Source organism: Porphyromonas endodontalis ATCC 35406, from assembly GCF_000174815.1.
Taxonomy (GTDB): domain Bacteria; phylum Bacteroidota; class Bacteroidia; order Bacteroidales; family Porphyromonadaceae; genus Porphyromonas; species Porphyromonas endodontalis.
Window position 1 is genome coordinate 1 of sequence record NZ_ACNN01000007.1, and the last position, 18,181, is coordinate 18,181.

Sequence of the window (18,181 nt, forward strand, 5' to 3'; positions counted from 1 at the left end):
TGGGAGAACCCTTGAGCAAGTATGCTTGGGGGTTCTCTTTTTTGTATGAAGGAGAGCCTTTTAGAACTTAGAGGGATAGGCGTAGAGAGGGGATGTTCGAGCGAAGAGCTTGGGGATCCCTTTTTCGTTTTTGTGCCTTTCGTAGAGGGCCCTTAGCCCTGTGGGGGCGGGTAGTCTCCTCCCCATCCAATGAGGAAACTCCCGGTGTCGTGTACTTCGGGTCGCTAAGGGGACTCACCTCCATTGTAAAAGAGGAGACTGAGGCATTCCTAATACAACGAAGGGAAAAAGGGAACTCTTGATAAAATAAAGAACAAGGCTAAGTAGTAATTAAAGGTCCGATTCTGTACTCGGTTGCTTCTTTATCACTTCTTAGCTCTTGTGTCTGTACCACGAAGGTAATAATAAACTACTAGACAAAAAGAAGATAGTGATGGCTCTGGCTTGAGGGCTACTCTCTTGATTGTGCAAGAGGCTACTCATGCTTTCTTGATGGTATCTAGGGGCGATATGCGGGAATTTGGGGGATAGTAGGGCGGTTGAAGGTGGAGGAAGTAGGTAACATAGAGAAAAAAGGGGCTGACTTCAGCGGATGGAGTCAGCTCTTTTTGCTTATCCCGAAAAGACTTCAAGTGTTGAATCCGAATCCAAAGACAACGTCGAAAACATTCGGATATAAGAGGGCGGTATAGAATCGGAGAGTTTATCTAAAAAGCAAAAGACCAACACCTTCTGGAGAAAGTATCGGCCTCTGTGTCGAAGAATAGCGGCATTACCCGGTTAATCCTCACCACAAAAGTAGCAAAACTATTCGGTGTGTAGGACTAATCAATATGAGGTAAAGGAGCTCTAGGCTAAGGAAGTCTCTTATGGGGAGTCTCGGCATACTTTTTCCTCCATGGCTAACTAAGAGGAGAGCATGCCTAGAGGGGGTATGCCCCCGTCCCTTTCCTAGCTTCGCAGCGACTTCTTCGATTGCTGTCAGCCAATTAGGTGGAGAGAACAGGCTGAAAACGCCTCTGTGTATTGCGTGATTTCCCGAAGATTCTTGCCCTACTTCCTCGGAGTTTTAGGTCTATTCCGAAACTGATTTCACCCTCTTTGATAGAACAATAGTGTCAGGCGTTTTTAGAGGAATCCGTTCTGTTTTTATCGTTTACTTTGGGTTCTTATATTGAGCTTCGTTTGTGAAGAAAGGTGTATTTTTGCCCTCAGTAGCATTCTAACAAATAAAAATCGTAGGAGAAAATTATGGCACGAGCAACAACCAAGGCGGATTTGATAGCATCTGCTAATGGACAATTCGATAAAATGTGGAAACTTATTGATGGAATGGATAAGGGACTACAAGAAGCAACATTTGCAGAGGAAATGACAACAATGGGCAAGGAAGCGCATTGGAGCAGGGATAAAAATTTGCGAGACATCCTTATTCATTTATACGAATGGCATCAGTTGTTATTGAATTGGATAAAATCTAATCAAGGCGGTGAGCGCAAACCTTTTCTGCCAGAACCGTATAATTGGAAGACATATCCGGAGATGAATGTCGGTTTTTGGAAGAAGCACCAAAGCACACCACTTGTAGAGGCGAAGAAAATGGTGAGAGAAAGTCATCAAGATGTGATGACCATAATTGAGACACTCTCCAACGATGAACTCTTTGCTAAAGGAGCCTTTGAGTGGACGGGAACCTCTCCTCTCGGTTCCTACTGTGTCTCGGCAACTGCAAGCCATTCCATTACGACTGGGCTATGAAGAAGATAAAAGTGCATATCAGGACAATCCTAATGTGAATTTTTAACGCAAGGTGTGAGATGGGAGATTTAGATCAAGGAATAGCAACTTTGGTAGCAGCTATAATTGCGGCTATAATTTCGATTGTTATTGGAGGATTTAATATTCGGATGACTTTATATCAGTCAAAAAAGAAGGATTTTGTCAGTACAATAACAAATGCTCGGAAAGAATATATGGCGGAACTCCGTAAAGCTGTTGCTGATTTTTGTGCGGCTGCAGTTGCTGAAAGCAATGATAGCCTAAATCTGATAAGATTGTCATTTCATTTGAAAATGCTTATGAATCCTATTGACTATCCTGAGACTTGGGATGGAGAGGCTATTCAGATGATTGATAAAATCATTCTAGAGGAAGATAAAAGGGATAATATTTCTCAATTCGTAGTATTGATGCAGGCATGGCTTGCTCTTGAATGGAAAGGAATGACTATTGAGGGAGAAAAAGGGATTCTGACCGAAGAGGAAAAAGAAGACCTAAGGGATGAGGCTTATTGGAATCTCGAGAATTATAGAAAGCTCAAGGTGGATAAAAAGTAATAAATTGACATGTAGAAATCTGACATTGTACGTATCCCAGCAACACTACCTATTGCGATTCCCCCATTGACTTGCACTGGCTTGATGGCATATGAGTGGATGATACACTTTGGGGATGAAAGCATTTTGAAAGACATTTTACAATCAATGGTCAGGCTTCTCAATAGGAAAGGGAAGCCTGATTCTTTTGTAGAGAAGGGACTGTGGAGCGGAGGTGCTTTGGGTATTTGGCGGAATGGCAGTACCTTTGTTGCCAATAAGAGTGCGATTAATACAATAACGAATGTCACTACAATGCGGAATCGTTGGGCTGCCCAACGTCGGTAAGTCTACCCTTTTCAATTGTCTTTCTAATGCCAAGGCACAATCTGCCAACTTCCCATTCTGTACAATAGAGCCCAATGTGGGCGTTATCACGGTGCCCGATGAGCGCCTCAACGCGCTCGCCGAGATCGATCATCCCAAGCGTTTGATCCCAGCCACGGTGGAGATTGTGGATATTGCCGGTCTCGTAAAAGGAGCAAGCAAAGGCGAAGGTCTGGGGAATAAGTTCTTAGGGAATATCCGAGAGACAGATGCTATCCTGCATGTGTTGCGTTGTTTTGACGACGATAATATTACCCATGTAGATGGCTCGGTAAACCCTCTAAGAGATAAGGAGATTATCGATACCGAGTTGCAGCTCAAGGATTTGGAGACGGTGGAGAGCCGTTTGGCCAAGCTTGAGAAGCAGGCGAAGACCGGGGGCGATAAGCAAGCGGCGCTGGTCGTTTCAGTACTCCAAGCCTACAAGGAGGCTCTAGGGAAGGGATTAAACGCTCGCACGGTACACTTCGAGAAGAAAGAGGAGCAAGAGGCAGCTCATGATCTCTTCCTCCTAACGGCAAAACCTGTGCTCTATGTTTGTAATGTAGACGAAGCCTCTGCCGTAAATGGGAATGCTTATGTAGAGCAGGTGCGTGAGGCTGTTGCCAGTGAGGGTGCCGGTATTCTTATCGTGGCAGCCAAGATCGAAAGCGAGATCGCCGAACTGGAGACTTACGAAGAAAGACAAATGTTTTTGGAAGAAATAGGCTTGGAAGAGAGCGGTGTGAATCGGCTTATCCGAGCTGCTTACGCCCTTCTGAATTTGGAGACTTACTTCACTTCCGGTGCAGACGAAACCCGTGCATGGACTTTTGTCAAGGGAAGTAAAGCTCCTCAATGCGCCGGCATTATTCATACCGACTTTGAGAAAGGTTTTATCCGAGCTGAGGTGATCAAGTATGACGATTACATTGCTTTGGGTAGCGAGGCTGCTGTAAAAGAGGCCGGCAAGATGAGTGTGGAAGGGAAGGAATATGTGGTGCAAGATGGGGATATAATGCACTTCCGCTTCAATGTCTGAGGGGAGAGACCTTTATCACCAATTCGGTATCGCTCAGAGCGAAGCCGAGCAGCGAGCTTTGGATGGGCAGCTCTTTTCTGCCTCTCAAGATCCCTGGCTTCGGGATGCCTACTATCGGGCACGTGCTTTGTGCCACAGATACAATCAATTGCCCCTCACTCCCGAGAATGAGCGGGAGCACACGGAGATTGCGCAGGAGCTTTTCGCTCATGTTGGTAGGGGAAGTCGGCTTATTGCCCCTATTTTTGTGGATTATGGCATTCACGTTTCTATCGGAGAGGATACGTTTATCAACACCGATGTAATCTTTTTAGACTCTGCTACCATCACAATTGGCAGTCGAGTACTCATTGCTCCTCGCGTTGGATTTTACACTCCGCAGCATCCCATAGAGCCGGAGGAGCGGGCTAAAGGTGGGGAATATGCTTACCCTATTGTGGTAGAAGATGATGTGTGGATCGGGGCAGGAGCTTCCATCCTTTCGGGAGTAACCATCGGTAGAGGAAGCATTGTGGCTGCAGGTAGTGTGGTGGTGCGTAGCGTGCCTCCCCGTACGACTGTTGCAGGATGCCCTGCGCAGATTATTCGGAGAATAGGGGAGGAGTAGCACGATTTTGCATTACCTTTGCAAACGTTATACTTGTACACAATACTATCTGATGGAAAAAGTCGCACCTACTGCTACCACTCCTCGCGTCTTACTCATATATACGGGAGGCACCATTGGCATGATCGAAGACCCTGCTACGGGGGCACTTCGCGCATTTAACTTTACATATCTACAAGACCATATCCCTGAGCTACAGCGGCTGGGGTTCGAGATCTCTTCCATTCAATTCGATCCCCCCATTGATTCTGCTGCGATTACGGTGGATCTGTGGATTCGCCTTGCTCATACTATCGGGGAGAATTACGATAAGTACGATGGATTTGTGGTGCTACACGGCACTGATACCATGGCGTATACCGCTTCGGCGTTGAGTTTTTTGCTTAGAGGAATTGCCAAACCGGTGGTATTTACCGGAAGTCAGTTACCTGTGGGGCGTCTGCGTACCGATGGTAAGGAAAATTTAATAACAGCCTTACAAATTGCTGCAGAACGTCAGGCTGATGGGCGAGCCATGGTACCTGAAGTGTGCATTTTCTTTGACAAATATCTCCTCAGAGCCAATCGAACAATCAAATGTAGTGCCGATCAGTTTGAGGCTTTTGCTAGTAACAATTATCCCCATTTGGCGTACGCAGGTATTCATATTCGCTATAACGAAAAGCATATCTATCGCACACCCGAGGGCGAAAAGGCTGATTTAGAGGTTTCTACTCGTATTGATCCCCATGTGTGCGTGCTCAAGATATTCCCCGGTATTACTCCGGAAGTGGTGCAGGCTGTGCTCTCCATCCCTACGTTGCGAGGCGTAGTGCTTGAGACCTATGGTAGCGGTAATGCCCCCACAGACGACTGGTTTATTGAGGCGTTGGCTGATGCCGTAAAGCGAGGGATTGTGATTGTAAACGTTACGCAATGCGAATCCGGAAAGGTAGAAATGGGTCGCTATGATACGGGGATTCGCCTTGGGCAAGTAGGGGTTGTTTCGGGTTTTGATATGACCACGGAGAGTGCCATTACAAAGTTGATGTACCTCCTAGGTAAGGGGCTTTCTCCTCAAGAGGTGGGGGTAGAGATGCAGCTATCGATCTGTGGAGAACTCACCCAAAACTGAAACTTAAACTGACTCTAGGGGTTCTTGCGGATGGTGCAGTTTATGTGTCTTGCCAGTGGTAGCAGTGGCAACTGTTACTACCTTTCCTCAGGGGAGGGGGGCTTGCTCATAGATGCCGGTATTCCGACTCGAACCATAGCTCGGGCGTTGGCCTTTCAGGGGATCCCTATTGAGGGGCATATCATGGGGGTTTTGGTCACCCATGAGCATGCTGATCACATTAAAGGACTTAGCGCCTTGGCATTGCAGTATCATCTCCCTGTTTATACGACAGGGACGATTCAGCAGGCAATTGATTCCCTTCGTTACTACAAAAAGATGGAGGGATTGCCTCGTCCGACTGTGGAAGTAGGCGAGGCTTTTTGCTTGGCGGGATTTGAAATAGTACCTTTTAATGTGCCGCACGATAGTACAGAAAATGTGGGCTATTACTTTCGGCGAGGCGATTTCTCCCTCACGCTGGCTACCGATGTGGGGCATGTTACCGCAGAGGTGCACCGCTATGCGGCATTGCCTCGACACCTGATACTTGAGGCGAATTACGACCCTGAAATGCTCTGGCGGGGGCGTTACCCTCAATACCTCAAAGAGCGTGTGTCCGGAGGCAATGGGCACCTTAGTAACCTGGAAAGTGCGGAGTTTTTGTGCGATGTTTACCATCCCGAGCTAGAGCGTGTTTGGCTTTGTCATTTGAGTCGGGAGAACAATCATCCCGAGCTTTGTCGCAAGACTTTTGAGGACGTTTTGTTCCGCCGTGGAATCATCCCGCCTTCCCATTTTGTTTTAGAACCGCTCAAGCGTTCTACCCCAAGTCCTTTATATACTCTTGCCGACTGAGGAAAAAGGGGTTTCTCTTTCATCCTTTTCTTCTCTCCCCTCTGAGAGAGCTTTTCATGTTTCTATGTGCTGAGTTTGGTGTCGTAGGGGTATCTATTTGGCGTTTTGTTTACACTTTTTGTGTCCCAGTGTTTTCTTTCTCCCCTTCGAGTGCACTTTGTGGTTGTTGAGACTCCCCTTGGTGCGTTGTTGAAAAACGATTCGGATTGATTTTTCTCCTATTCCTGAGTTGCTTTGTGTGGATAATATGCCTATCTTTGTGGGCAGAAACTTCATTATTATTTTGTTTGCTATGAAGACAAATGAGATTCTCGCCCAATTGGAGGCTAAGCACCCGGGCGAAAAAGAATTCCTCCAAGCAGTTAAAGAGGTTCTCCTCTCAATCGAGGATGTGTACAATCAACATCCCGAATTCGAAAAGTATGGCATCATCGAACGTATCGTTGAGCCAGACCGTATTTTCACGTTCCGTGTGCCCTGGACAGACGACGCCGGTAAGGTACATGTAAACATCGGTTACCGCGTACAATTCAACAACGCAATTGGCCCGTACAAGGGTGGTATCCGTTTCCATCACACCGTGAACCTCTCAATCTTGAAGTTCCTCGGTTTTGAGCAGACATTCAAAAACGCTCTTACTACACTTCCTATGGGTGGTGGTAAGGGAGGTTCTGACTTCTCTCCTAAGGGTCGTACCGACGCTGAAATCATGCGTTTCTGCCAAAGCTTCATGACCGAATTGTGGCGCAACATTGGCCCCGATACTGACATCCCCGCTGGTGACATCGGTGTAGGTGGTCGCGAAGTTGGTTACATGTTTGGTATGTACAAGAAACTCGCTCGTGAGCACACAGGTACGATGACCGGTAAGGGCTTCGAATTCGGTGGTTCACGTCTTCGTCCTGAGTCTACCGGCTTTGGTGCTGTTTACTTTGTACAAAACATGTGTAAGGAAAACGGTATCGACTATAAGGGCAAGACACTTGCTATCTCTGGATTCGGTAACGTATCTTGGGGTGTAGCTCGTAAGGCTACTGAACTTGGTATCAAGGTTGTTACTATCTCTGGTCCTGACGGTTATGTTTACGACCCCGATGGTATCAATACGGAAGAAAAGTTCCAATGCATGCTCGACCTTCGTGCTAGCGGTAACGACGTTGTTGCTGACTATGTGAAGAAGTTCCCCAATGCACAGTTCTTCGCTGGTAAGAAGCCTTGGATCCAAAAGGTAGACTTCGCAATGCCTTGTGCTACACAAAACGAAATGAACGAAGAAGATGCAAAGGCACTTGTTGCTAACGGCGTAACGCTCGTTGCTGAAACTTCTAACATGGGTTGTACCGCAGAAGCTAGCGAATACTATGTTGCTAAGAAGGTAATCTTCGCTCCTGGTAAGGCTGTAAACGCCGGTGGTGTATCTTGTTCAGGTCTCGAAATGACTCAGAACGCAGCTCACCTCTCTTGGAGCAACGAAGAAGTTGATAAGTGGCTCCACCAGATCATGCAAGACATCCACACACAATGTGTTGAGTATGGTCGCGAAGGTAACTACATCAACTATGTTAAGGGCGCAAACATTGCCGGCTTCATGAAGGTGGCTAAGGCAATGGTTGGTCAAGGCATTTGCTGATAAATAGACCTGCCTACATCCTATTTGCACTAGAAGAGACTAGTCGCTCTTAGCGTGCAGATGTAAAAGAATAGCTTCCCTCTCGTCTCCTCTTATTCTCTCGTAAAGAGTGCGTATAAGAGGTAGATGAGGGGGAGTTCTTTTTTATTATAGATTGTTTTTCCCTTCTTTTCTCCCTATGACTGAACTAGACCCCTATCAGATTATTGCTCATTATTACTGCCCCGGAACGACGGCTCATCGTATTTTGGTGGAGCATAGCGAATGCGTTGCCCGCCTAGCTCTGGCGTTGGCAGACCGTTATTCGGATGCAAAGATTGATCGGGAGCTGCTTTATCAAGCGGCGATGTTGCATGATATCGGTATTATTTATACGGATGCAACGTCAATATCTTGCTATGGACGGGAGCCTTACATCCGCCATGGCTATTTGGGAGCGAATCTGCTAAGAAGGGATTGGGGGTTAGAAACGCATGCTCGAGTTTGTGAGCGTCATACGGGCTCCGGAGTAAGCGAAGAGGAGCGTATTGCCCTCCGTTTACCTTTGCCTGCCGGGCGAAGTTACCTCCCCGAGACCCTAGAGGAGAAGTTGGTTTGCTATGCAGATTGCTTTTACTCAAAGACGCACCTCGATCGCCGGAAGAGCTACGAAGAGGTGCGTACAAAGATGGAGGCTTTTTGGCAAAAAAGAGAGCCCCGACTTGTGACCGGGGCTATTGCACGCCTTGAGGCTATGCATCAGATGTTTGGAGATCCCGCCTAATCACTATCGGGGGAGGCGAGCATACCACTTGAGTAATGCTACTATGGTACGATGTTTTAGGCTTTGGGTGGGAGAGGCGCCAAGGTCCTCTTTGATTTTATCTACTAAGAGGTAGTCGTAATCCATAGGCAAATTCCTTTCTTATAGGGCTTGTAATCTGTATTCTAAGTCCTCTCCCTAAGTCTTTTAGCGAGGGAGGACCTTTTAGTTCTAAAACGAGAAGGGACTCCTATTTATTGTCCCTTCTTTTTTACTACTCAGTCTCAAGAGAGGGGGCCTTCAAAAATAAAAATTATGCTCTTGAGGGGCAAAAGTACGTGTGGATAGAAAAATCTTCGTATTTTTGTCGGGCAAGCAACAGAGTATCGCAATTAGTAATACGATTATAGTATGGAAGTAAAGAAATCGTCAAAGGCAAACTTGGAGAAAGGGAAGAGCCTTTCTTTCTTGATGGGTTTGGTATTGGCCCTCTCTGTAGTGTTCGTCGCTCTTGAGTGGCACTCTCTAGATGCTATGGGCGATGATGGTACCGATAAGGTCGATATTGCCGACATGGAGGATGTTATGTTCATCCCAGACCAACAGCAGGAGCCTGAGACTCCGCCCGAAGAAACTCCTGTGGAAACCGTTGAGGTTGCCCTACCAGAGGAATTTAAGGTTGTGGATAATAATACAGAGGTAGTTAAGATTGCCCTCGTTTCTGTGGACGAAAAGAAACCTCTTCCCCCCGCACCTGTTATCACGCAGGCTCCCCCTCAGGAAGTAGAGCAGGAAGAGCAAATCTTCGAATTCGTAGAAAGCAATCCTGTACCTCCCGGTGGTAGTCAAGAAGCTCTCCTCAAGTGGATTGCTCGCACCCTCCAATATCCCGAAATTGCTGCAGAAAACGGCGTACAGGGAAAGGTGATTGTTCAATTCGTTGTAGAGAAAGATGGTTCGATCTCGAAGGCTACCGTAGTACGTGGGGTAGACGCCTCTCTCGATAAGGAAGCCCTTCGCGTTATCAACAAGATGGATAAGTGGCAGCCTGGTAAGCAGGGGGGTAAGCCCGTACGTGTAAAGTACACGCTTCCTATCCAGTTCAAGCTCCAGTAATCTGAGTGTAGAGGAGAGATAGGATACTTGTTGCCGATTGTTTATGGCACAGCGAAGTCCCCTCTCTTAGAAATTTAGTCACATAGTTGTCCCCCGCAAGTTTCCCGTGATAGGGGAGTTTGCAGGGGGCTTTTTTTGTTCCACCCCAATATGACCACAATTCAAGACAACCTTAGTTATATAGAGACCGAGCTACAGACTTTGGTCGCACACTGTCGCACACAAATCTCGGAGCCTCTCTATGCTCCTATGGCTTATGCTTTTGAGGGAGGAGGTAAGCGAGTGCGCCCCCTCCTTGTGCTGATGGTGGCAGATATGTATGGCAAAGATCGTGCGGATTTCATCAAGGCAGCATTGGCTCTTGAGATCTATCATAACTTCACGCTCTTGCACGATGATGTGATGGATCACTCAGAGATGCGTCGCAACCGCCCCTCCGTGCCTGCTCAATTCGGTATCGCTCAAGCTATCCTAACGGGGGATGCCATGCTCTCGCTTGCCTACAAACTCACCCAAGAGTACCCTCTGGCTCTTCAACCTGCGATTATGGGAGTGTTCAATCGCATGTCGCAGGATATAATGGTGGGGCAGCAGATGGATATGGACTTTGAGACACGTTCGGATGTAACACTTGCGGAGTATGAGCGAATGATTCGCAAGAAAACAGCCGTATTACTCTCGGCGGCTCTAGAGATCGGAGCGTATATTGCCGATACAGGAATGCGTGACCGTTCCTATTTGATTCGCGCCGGGATCAATGCCGGTATGGCGTTCCAATTAAGAGACGATTACCTCGATGTATATGGAGATGAAGCGACATTTGGCAAGCCGATAGGAGGAGACATTGCTGAGAATAAGCAGACTTGGCTACTGATAAAGGCGCAAGAAATCGCTCGTGAGAGGGGCGAGTGGGAGCAACTGAAGGCGGCTCTTGCTATCCCCAAAGAGCAGCGAGAGGAAAAATACCGTGCTGTGCGGGCTTTCTACGACGCGTATGGGATTCCCGAACTTATCCGAAAGGAGATCCAGGAGCAGTCCGATTGGGCTTTGGATCTCTTGTCAAGAATGAGTAATTCCTATCCGGAGGCTTCGCAGCGTTTGGTCGATCTTATTCAGAAGATGGCGATGCGCGACCTATGATTGATTCGCATACTCATATCTTTGAGCCGGAGTTTGACGAAGATCGTCGGGAGGTGTTGGAGCGTGCCTGTGGCGCAGGTGTAGAGCACCTCATTCTCCCTAATATTGATGTAGAGTCTCTGCCTCGTCTCCTCAAAACTCACGAGGATTTTCCCCTCAATACCTCTATTGCCATTGGGTTGCACCCAACCTCGGTGGGTCAGGACTTCTCTTCCCAGTTGGAGGTGATACACGAAGCTGTACGCAAGTATCACTCGGAGGTAGTGGCTATTGGGGAGGTTGGGCTCGATTTCTACTGGGATCGAAGCTTCGTTCGAGAACAGGAAGAGGCGCTTCGTACCCAAGTGGAGTGGGCCATTGAGGAGGATCTCCCTCTTATTTTGCACACGCGTAGTGCCCACCGAGAGATGCTGGATTTGTTGTCCGCCTACCGAGGGGAGGCTCGTCTCCGAGGGGTCTTCCATAGTTTTACGGGGAGTGAGGATGAGCTGGAGGAACTGATTGCTTTTTCTCCCTCCTTTATGATCGGGATCAATGGTGTAGTCACCTTCAAGAAGTCCACGCTGCGAGAGTATATCGCTCGCATCCCACTTGATCGGCTCCTTTTGGAGACCGATGCTCCCTATCTCGCTCCGGTGCCTCATCGGGGTAAACGCAACGAGCCCTCTTTCTTGCCGGAGACCCTTGCAGAAGTGGCACGTGCTTTTGGATTATTTCCTGCCCAGTTAGAGGAGGCAATTTCAGCTAATTCTCGCCAACTTTTTGCCCTAGAGAATTTCTAAAATCAGCCAATTCCCTTTTTTATATCAGTCTGCCTTTGGAGAGTCTTATAAGTTATTCTCTCCTAGAGGCTTGCTGATAGGAGAGAGAAAATGTACCGCGAAAAAGATTGTCGGGCTATTTTTTTATCCGGTTGAAATAGCTACTTTTGCCTTTGCAAGGCCTAAGACAAAGATGTTTCTCTTGCTGATTCTTAGATGATTAGTCTCTTATTGGCTAAGCCCGTGAGCGTGGGCGTTGTCAAGAGGATGGGGAGGAGTCTTGCCAAAACTGCTTTGTATTAGAATTGTTTCAGAGAGAGCATGCAATAAGCATAGAGACGGAATAGAAAAAGGGAACAAGAAAACTAAGTATTATGGAACAGGAAGAACTCTACATCTTGAAGCGCGACGGCAGTCGTCAGTTGTTTGAAGCAGAAAAGATTCGATCGGCGATCTACAAGGCTTATCGGGCAGGTGGAGTTCGTCCCGATCCTTCGAGTGTAGACGTAATTGTAGCGCGTATAGAGAGTGTGGCACGTGCTCACAAAGAGGGTGCTCTAGCCGTAGAAGATATACAAGATATGGTGGAACAGGCTCTTATGGCAGCCGACCCCTTTATTGCCAAGAAGTATATTATCTATCGTGAGTGGCGTACCGTGGAGCGCGATAAGCGTACGCGCTTGAAGCACACTATGGATGGTATTGTCAAGATCGAGAAGAACGATACCAACTTGAGCAATGCCAATATGAGTGCATATACTCCCTCTGGGCAGATGATGACTTTTGCCTCCGAGGTGACTAAAGACTATGCACGCAAATATCTTGTTTCCAACATCTACTCTCGCGCTCATGAGGTTGGCGATATTCATATCCACGACCTTGACTATTATCCTACAAAGACAACAACTTGCGTACAGTACGACCTCGAGGATCTCTACGAGCGTGGTTTCTTTACCAAGAACGGCAGTGTTCGTACTCCACAGAGTATCCAGAGCTACGCCACATTGGCTACGATTGTATTCCAAACCAATCAAAATGAGCAACATGGAGGGCAGGCCATCCCGGCTTTCGACTTCTTTATGGCTCCGGGGGTACGCAAAACTTTTATCAAACGCCTTGTGGCTACTTTCGCTCTCTCCATCCGTCTCAAGTCGGGAGATGAGACTACCGAGGTAGACGAGAAGGCTATTGCCGATCGCATCCGTGAGATTCATCCGCGTCTCTCTGACGATAAGGCCGAGGCAGAACGCCTCTATGAGGGATTAAAAGACTTGATCCCAGGGGTTGACCTTCCCTTTGTGGAAGTGGCTCTTGCTGAGTCGTATCGGCAAACACGCAAGGATACGCATCAAGCCATGGAAGGCTTTATCCATAACCTAAATACGATGCACTCTCGTGGAGGTAATCAGGTGGTTTTCAGCTCGATTAACTACGGTACCGATACGAGTGATGAGGGGCGTATGGTAATCCATGAGTTGCTCCAGGCAACGATGGAGGGTCTAGGACATGGCGAAGTACCTATCTTCCCGATCCAAATCTTTAAGGTAAAGGATGGTATTAACTACTCAGATGAGGATTTTGAGAAGGCGAGTGCCGATTTTGATGCTGCTCTAGCCGGTAAAATTCAATTCGCTACGCCCAACTTCGACCTCCTCTTAGAGAGTTGCTATACTACGGCAAAAGCTCTTTTCCCCAACTTCGTTTTCCTCGATACACCCTTCAATAAGAATGACCTCTGGAAGGCCGACGATCCCAAACGCTACCTCTATGAACTTGCAACCATGGGGTGCCGTACCCGCGTGTTTGAGAATGTTCGCGGAGTAAAAAGCTCTGTAGGTCGTGGTAACCTCTCGTTCACCTCGATCAATATGCCTCGTCTTGCCATCGAAGCGCGTCGCGAAGCCGAAGAGCGCTATCCGGATGGAGATAAGAAAACGGTACGTAGAGAGGCTCGTCGTCGCTTCCTAGATAGAGTACGCGACATGTCCGAATTGGTTGCCGATCAACTCTATGAGCGATATTCTTACCAGCGTACCGCCTTGGCGCGTCAGTTCCCCTTTATGATGGGTAATGATGTGTGGAAGGGTGGAAAAACGCTCGAAAGCAACGATGAAGTAGGGGATGTAATTGCAACAGGTACCTTAGGGATTGGCTTTATCGGAGGGCACAATGCCATGGTTGCTATCTATGGAGAGGGGCATGCACACAATCAGGAGGCATGGCAAACTCTGTATGATGCTATAGAAGTGATGAACGATGTCGTCAGAGAGTACAAGCGTAAGTATGAGCTTAATTACTCTGTACTGGCAACGCCGGCCGAGGGGCTTTCCGGACGATTTACGCGCCTCGACCGTAAACGCTATGGCATTATTCCGGGAGTGAATGACCTAGATTACTATGTCAATTCGTTCCATGTAGATGTGCGCGAAGAGGTTACGATTGCAGAGAAAATCCACCTCGAAGCTCCTTTCCATGCCATCACCGGTGGTGGTCACATTACCTATGTAGAGCTTGATGGGGAGGCAAAGAAGAATCCTGCCGTTCTCCTAAAAATTGTCAAGTTAATGCACGATGAGGGTATAGGCTACGGCTCTATCAATCACCCCGTGGATACGTGCCGCCGCTGCGGATATAAAGGTGTTATTTTTGATAAGTGCCCCGTCTGCAGTAGCGATCAAATCGCCCGTCTCCGCCGCATTACAGGGTACCTGACCGGTAGCCTAGAGTGCTGGAATAGTGCCAAACAAGCTGAGGAGCATGACCGCGTGAAGCATTGTTAAGAATTGCCTAGCCTCGCTCTATTTGATCTCCGCGCTACCTTCGCTCTAGCCTCTCACCCCTTGGAGGGAACAGCTATGGCCGAGGTAGCGTGCTTTGTTTGTGGCTTTCAATCTTATAGACAAAGGGATGTTGCACTTGTTAAATAGATACAAGGAGACGATCTCCGACGGTCCCGGTCTGCGCTATGCTATCTATTTGGCAGGGTGCAGTCACCACTGTCCCGGGTGTCATAATCCCGAGAGTCATAACCCTTTGGGGGGTATTGAATTGAGCGAGGAGGTGCTACGAGGAATTATCGATGAGATCAATAGCAATCCCCTTCTTGATGGTATAACCCTCTCTGGAGGAGACCCATTCTTTTACCCCGAAGAACTACTTAAATTGGTACAACGCCTCTCCCAAGAGTGCTCTTTACCTATACTTTGCTACACGGGATATACCTACGAAGAGTTGCTTGCTGACGAAAGGAGAGCGCCCGTTCTAAAGTACCTTACCACCTTGATAGATGGGAGGTTTGTGCGAGAGTTGCGAGATCCCTCTCTTCCCTTCAGGGGGAGTAGTAATCAGCGGATTATAGATCTTCGTAACCGTTAGATACCTATTAATTGTCAGAAAGGAGCTATCTTTGTGCGCAGAATAAGAGACGGAAGATAAAAAGTAGAGAGAATATAGGCTCCTCCTTGTGGTGGAGCAGTGATATAATACAATACTCAAACCACTCTAAGTTTAAACTAAATCAATCATGAAGGAATCCAAAGATGTAAGACGTCTTGAGGAAGTTGTGATCCGCTTCTCAGGTGACTCTGGGGATGGTATGCAGCTTACCGGGACCATCTTTTCGGACCTCTCGGCTGTCTATGGCAACTCGATTGCTACATTTCCCGACTATCCAGCCGAAATCAGAGCGCCCCAAGGTACGCTTGGGGGTGTGTCGGGCTTCCAAGTTCACATTGGTACCAATCCGGTGTACACTCCGGGTGACTTTGCCGATGTACTCGTTGCAATGAATCCTGCGGCTCTTAAGGTAAATCTAGGGCATATTCGTAAGGATTCTCTTATCATTATTGATACAGATTCATTCGGCGAAAAGGACCTTGAGAAGGCTGAATTCAAGACTATGGATCCTATCAAGGAACTTGGTCTTAATCCCGATCGCGTGGTGGCTGCCTCTATCTCGTCTATGGTGAAAGAGTCTCTCAAAGAACTTCAACTAGACAACAAGAGCGCTCTCCGCTGTAAAAACATGTTCGCTCTCGGGCTGGTTTGCTGGCTATTCGACCGCACTCTCGAGCACGCCGTAGACTTTATCAATAAGAAGTTTGGTAAAAAAGAACTCATCCGTCAGGCCAACATCAAGGCCCTCAACGATGGGTATAACTACGGTGCCAATACCCACGCTTCTGCAGGTACTCCCTTCCATGTCGAGGGGCAAAAGCAAGAACCGGGTCTCTACATGGATATGAGTGGGAACAAGGCTACGGCTTATGGTCTTATGGCTGCTGCCGAACGCTCCGGTCTCCAACTCTTCCTTGGTAGCTACCCTATCACTCCTGCTACTGATATCCTTCATGAGCTTTCTAAGCACAAGGCTCTCGGTGTAGTAACCGTACAGGCAGAAGATGAAATTGCCGGTATCTGTACTTCTATCGGGGCTTCTTTTGGTGGTAGCCTTGCTGTTACTACAACGTCTGGTCCCGGTCTTGCCCTCAAGAGTGAGGCGTTGGGTCTCGCTGTAATGGCTGAGCTTCCTCTCGTTGTTGTAGACGTTCAGCGTGGTGGCCCTTCTACAGGTTTGCCTACCAAGAGTGAACAAACCGACCTCTTGCAGGCTCTCTACGGCCGTAATGGGGAGTCTCCTCTCGTAGTTGTTTCGGCTACTTCGTCTGGGGATTGCTTCAATCAAGCTTACTGGGCATCGAAGGTTGCTCTCGAGCACATGACCCCCGTAGTGCTTCTTACCGACGCATATGTAGCCAACGGTTCACAAGCATGGCGCATCCCCGAATACGAAAAGTTCCCCGAGATCAAACCCAATTACATCTGTAATTACAAGGGTGAAGAGCCTTGGAAACCCTATCGTCGCGATCTCGAAACGTTGGTTCGCTATTGGGCTGTACCCGGTCAAGAAGGCTATCAACACCGCTTGGGTGGTCTCGAAAAGGATAATAAGACAGGTGCCATCAGCACCAATCCTGACAACCACCAACTCATGGTGAACAACCGTCAGACTAAGATCGATAATATTGCCAAGGTAATTCCTCCTCTCAAGGTAGAGGGTGATGTGGATGATGCAGACTTCCTAATCGTTGGTTGGGGAGGTACTTATGGTCACCTACACGAGGCTATGGAAAAGATGCGCAAGGAAGGCAAGAAAGTGGCTCATGCTCACTTTACCTTCATTAGCCCTCTACCTATCAATACAAAAGAAGTGCTTCACAAGTATAAGAAGGTAGTGGTAGCGGAGCAAAACAATGGTCAGCTTGCCATGTATCTAAAGGGCAAGATTGCAGACTTTGCTCCCTTGCAACTCAATCGTGTTAAGGGGCAACCTTTCAATGTGGGTCGCTTGGTAGAAGAATTTTCTAAAATGATGGAGGCATAAGAGATGGCACAAGATCAGAATACTCCAGTTATGTATACTGCACAAGATTTTAAGAGCGATCAGTATGTTCGTTGGTGCCCTGGTTGTGGAGACCACGGTGTCGTTCTTGCCCTCCAAAAGGCAATGGCTGAGCTAGGTATCGCTCCGCACCAAACGGCTGTGATCTCGGGGATTGGTTGTTCTTCTCGCCTCCCCTACTACATGAATACATACGGTTTCCACACCATTCATGGTCGTGGTGCTGCTATCGCTACAGGTCTCAAGACTGCTCGTCCCGACCTCAGCGTTTGGCTCGCATCAGGCGATGGTGATAGCTTGGCTATCGGGGGTAACCACTTTATTCATGCAATGCGTCGTAATATCGACCTTAATGTAGTACTCTTCAACAACCGCATTTATGGTTTGACTAAGGGGCAATACTCTCCTACGTCTCCCCGTGGTTTTGTTTCTAAGAGTTCTCCTTATGGTACGGTAGAAGATCCCTTTATCCCTGCTGAATTGGTGATGGGGGCTCGTGGTCGCTTCTTCGCTCGTAGTTTGGATGTAGACCAAAAGACTTTGGTAGACTGCCTTACTGCATCTGCTCGTCACAAGGGCGCTGCTGTTACAGAAGTACTTGTGAATTGTGTGATCTTCAATGACGGTGCGCACAAATATCTCTCTTCTAAGGAAGTGCGTGCAGAAAAGACGATCGTACTTGAGCATGGCAAAAAGATGATCTTTGGGCAGAATCTTGATAAGGGTCTCGTGCTCGATGGATTCAAGCTTAAGGTTGTAAAGATCGGCGAAGGAGGTTACTCTATCAACGATATTCTAACCCACGATGCTCATGAGCAAGATTCTACTCTCCATACCATGCTTGCTATGATGGATGGTGAAAACTTGCCTATGGCTATGGGTGTTATCCGCGATGTTGAGGCTCCTACATACGACGAGGCTGTACATGCTCAGATTGCAGAAGTGCAAGCTAAGAACCCAACTCGTAAGCTTCGCGAGCTCTTCTTGCAACAAGATGTTTGGGAGGTAAAGTAAGCAACCTTACCTTCTACTGACACCATTAGCGGGTGTTGGGATAGAATAAACACTCTGTTTCTTCCCCGAGGGGAGGAGGCAGGGTGTTTCTGATTA

15 protein-coding genes and 1 pseudogene are annotated in these 18,181 nt (G+C 47.8%); 15 read left to right on the forward strand and 1 reads right to left on the reverse strand.

What is annotated here, in order from left to right:
* Nucleotides 1–1,251: 1,251 nt before the first annotated feature.
* The 8 genes and pseudogenes from POREN0001_RS01500 (at nucleotide 1,252) to POREN0001_RS01535 (ending at nucleotide 8,674) form a co-directional block, all read left to right on the forward strand.
* Nucleotides 1,252–1,796 (forward strand): annotated as a pseudogene (locus POREN0001_RS01500) (ClbS/DfsB family four-helix bundle protein).
* 21 nt (nucleotides 1,797–1,817) lie between these two features.
* Nucleotides 1,818–2,336, forward strand: a complete 519-nt coding sequence (locus POREN0001_RS01505) for a hypothetical protein (RefSeq protein ID WP_004332521.1) — start codon at nucleotides 1,818–1,820, stop codon at nucleotides 2,334–2,336.
* 283 nt (nucleotides 2,337–2,619) lie between these two features.
* The gene (gene ychF / locus POREN0001_RS01510; protein ID WP_004332576.1) at nucleotides 2,620–3,723 is read left to right on the forward strand and encodes a redox-regulated ATPase YchF; all 1,104 of its coding nucleotides are present in this window, start codon (nucleotides 2,620–2,622) and stop codon (nucleotides 3,721–3,723) included.
* Nucleotides 3,716–4,330 carry a sugar O-acetyltransferase gene (locus POREN0001_RS01515; protein ID WP_004332433.1) on the forward strand — a complete coding sequence of 205 codons (615 nt, stop codon included), beginning with the start codon at nucleotides 3,716–3,718 and terminating at the stop codon, nucleotides 4,328–4,330. Before ychF ends, POREN0001_RS01515 begins: the two co-directional genes overlap by 8 nt.
* 52 nt (nucleotides 4,331–4,382) lie before the next feature.
* Entirely contained in the window at nucleotides 4,383–5,444 is a 1,062-nt protein-coding gene (locus POREN0001_RS01520; protein ID WP_083797814.1) for an asparaginase, read from the forward strand.
* Nucleotides 5,445–5,474: 30 nt separating this feature from the next.
* Nucleotides 5,475–6,281: an MBL fold metallo-hydrolase gene (locus tag POREN0001_RS01525; protein WP_004332600.1), complete on the forward strand. Its 807-nt coding sequence runs from the start codon at nucleotides 5,475–5,477 to the stop codon at nucleotides 6,279–6,281.
* A 292-nt stretch (nucleotides 6,282–6,573) separates the two neighbouring features.
* Nucleotides 6,574–7,911, forward strand: coding sequence for an NADP-specific glutamate dehydrogenase (gdhA, locus tag POREN0001_RS01530; protein ID WP_040580121.1), 1,338 nt, complete (start codon nucleotides 6,574–6,576; stop codon nucleotides 7,909–7,911).
* A gap of 178 nt (nucleotides 7,912–8,089) precedes the next feature.
* The gene (locus POREN0001_RS01535; protein ID WP_004332568.1) at nucleotides 8,090–8,674 is read left to right on the forward strand and encodes an HD domain-containing protein; all 585 of its coding nucleotides are present in this window, start codon (nucleotides 8,090–8,092) and stop codon (nucleotides 8,672–8,674) included.
* 3 nt (nucleotides 8,675–8,677) lie between these two features.
* On the opposite strand, the gene POREN0001_RS09610 is transcribed toward POREN0001_RS01535, so the two are convergent.
* Nucleotides 8,678–8,800 carry a hypothetical protein gene (locus POREN0001_RS09610; protein ID WP_004332523.1) on the reverse strand — a complete coding sequence of 41 codons (123 nt, stop codon included), beginning with the start codon at nucleotides 8,798–8,800 and terminating at the stop codon, nucleotides 8,678–8,680.
* Between the two features lie 264 nt (nucleotides 8,801–9,064).
* On the opposite strand from POREN0001_RS09610, the gene POREN0001_RS01540 reads away from it, so the two are divergent.
* The 7 genes from POREN0001_RS01540 to POREN0001_RS01570 all read left to right on the forward strand — a co-directional run bounded on the left by POREN0001_RS01540 (nucleotide 9,065) and on the right by POREN0001_RS01570 (nucleotide 18,085).
* The gene (locus POREN0001_RS01540) at nucleotides 9,065–9,769 is read left to right on the forward strand and encodes an energy transducer TonB (protein WP_004332395.1); all 705 of its coding nucleotides are present in this window, start codon (nucleotides 9,065–9,067) and stop codon (nucleotides 9,767–9,769) included.
* 150 nt (nucleotides 9,770–9,919) lie between these two features.
* Entirely contained in the window at nucleotides 9,920–10,909 is a 990-nt protein-coding gene (locus tag POREN0001_RS01545; RefSeq protein ID WP_040580123.1) for a polyprenyl synthetase family protein, read from the forward strand.
* Nucleotides 10,906–11,691 carry a TatD family hydrolase gene (locus POREN0001_RS01550; protein WP_004332377.1) on the forward strand — a complete coding sequence of 262 codons (786 nt, stop codon included), beginning with the start codon at nucleotides 10,906–10,908 and terminating at the stop codon, nucleotides 11,689–11,691. Before POREN0001_RS01545 ends, POREN0001_RS01550 begins: the two co-directional genes overlap by 4 nt.
* A 353-nt stretch (nucleotides 11,692–12,044) precedes the next feature.
* On the forward strand, nucleotides 12,045–14,450 hold the full coding sequence (locus tag POREN0001_RS01555) for an anaerobic ribonucleoside triphosphate reductase (protein WP_004332483.1): 2,406 nt from the start codon (nucleotides 12,045–12,047) through the stop codon (nucleotides 14,448–14,450).
* A gap of 130 nt (nucleotides 14,451–14,580) precedes the next feature.
* Complete coding sequence (gene nrdG, locus POREN0001_RS01560; protein ID WP_040580126.1) at nucleotides 14,581–15,045, forward strand: anaerobic ribonucleoside-triphosphate reductase activating protein; 465 nt, start codon at nucleotides 14,581–14,583, stop codon at nucleotides 15,043–15,045.
* Nucleotides 15,046–15,193: 148 nt separating this feature from the next.
* Nucleotides 15,194–17,053, forward strand: coding sequence for a 2-oxoacid:acceptor oxidoreductase subunit alpha (locus POREN0001_RS01565; RefSeq protein ID WP_004332457.1), 1,860 nt, complete (start codon nucleotides 15,194–15,196; stop codon nucleotides 17,051–17,053).
* Nucleotides 17,054–17,083: 30 nt separating this feature from the next.
* On the forward strand, nucleotides 17,084–18,085 hold the full coding sequence (locus POREN0001_RS01570; protein WP_004332581.1) for a 2-oxoacid:ferredoxin oxidoreductase subunit beta: 1,002 nt from the start codon (nucleotides 17,084–17,086) through the stop codon (nucleotides 18,083–18,085).
* Nucleotides 18,086–18,181 lie beyond the last annotated feature (96 nt).

Bases quoted from the DNA above. Each gene is read 5' to 3' on its own strand.
- POREN0001_RS09610 (WP_004332523.1), bottom strand. From the start codon at position 8,800: ATGGATTACGACTACCTCTTAGTAGATAAAATCAAAGAGGACCTTGGC.
- POREN0001_RS01525 (WP_004332600.1), top strand. From the start codon at position 5,475: ATGGTGCAGTTTATGTGTCTTGCCAGTGGTAGCAGTGGCAACTGTTAC.
- POREN0001_RS01570 (WP_004332581.1), top strand. From the start codon at position 17,084: ATGTATACTGCACAAGATTTTAAGAGCGATCAGTATGTTCGTTGGTGC.
- POREN0001_RS01515 (WP_004332433.1), top strand. From the start codon at position 3,716: ATGTCTGAGGGGAGAGACCTTTATCACCAATTCGGTATCGCTCAGAGC.
- POREN0001_RS01545 (WP_040580123.1), top strand. From the start codon at position 9,920: ATGACCACAATTCAAGACAACCTTAGTTATATAGAGACCGAGCTACAG.
- POREN0001_RS01520 (WP_083797814.1), top strand. From the start codon at position 4,383: ATGGAAAAAGTCGCACCTACTGCTACCACTCCTCGCGTCTTACTCATA.
- POREN0001_RS01540 (WP_004332395.1), top strand. From the start codon at position 9,065: ATGGAAGTAAAGAAATCGTCAAAGGCAAACTTGGAGAAAGGGAAGAGC.
- gdhA (WP_040580121.1), top strand. From the start codon at position 6,574: ATGAAGACAAATGAGATTCTCGCCCAATTGGAGGCTAAGCACCCGGGC.
- ychF (WP_004332576.1), top strand. From the start codon at position 2,620: ATGTCACTACAATGCGGAATCGTTGGGCTGCCCAACGTCGGTAAGTCT.
- POREN0001_RS01505 (WP_004332521.1), top strand. From the start codon at position 1,818: ATGGGAGATTTAGATCAAGGAATAGCAACTTTGGTAGCAGCTATAATT.
- POREN0001_RS01555 (WP_004332483.1), top strand. From the start codon at position 12,045: ATGGAACAGGAAGAACTCTACATCTTGAAGCGCGACGGCAGTCGTCAG.
- POREN0001_RS01565 (WP_004332457.1), top strand. From the start codon at position 15,194: ATGAAGGAATCCAAAGATGTAAGACGTCTTGAGGAAGTTGTGATCCGC.
- POREN0001_RS01535 (WP_004332568.1), top strand. From the start codon at position 8,090: ATGACTGAACTAGACCCCTATCAGATTATTGCTCATTATTACTGCCCC.
- POREN0001_RS01550 (WP_004332377.1), top strand. From the start codon at position 10,906: ATGATTGATTCGCATACTCATATCTTTGAGCCGGAGTTTGACGAAGAT.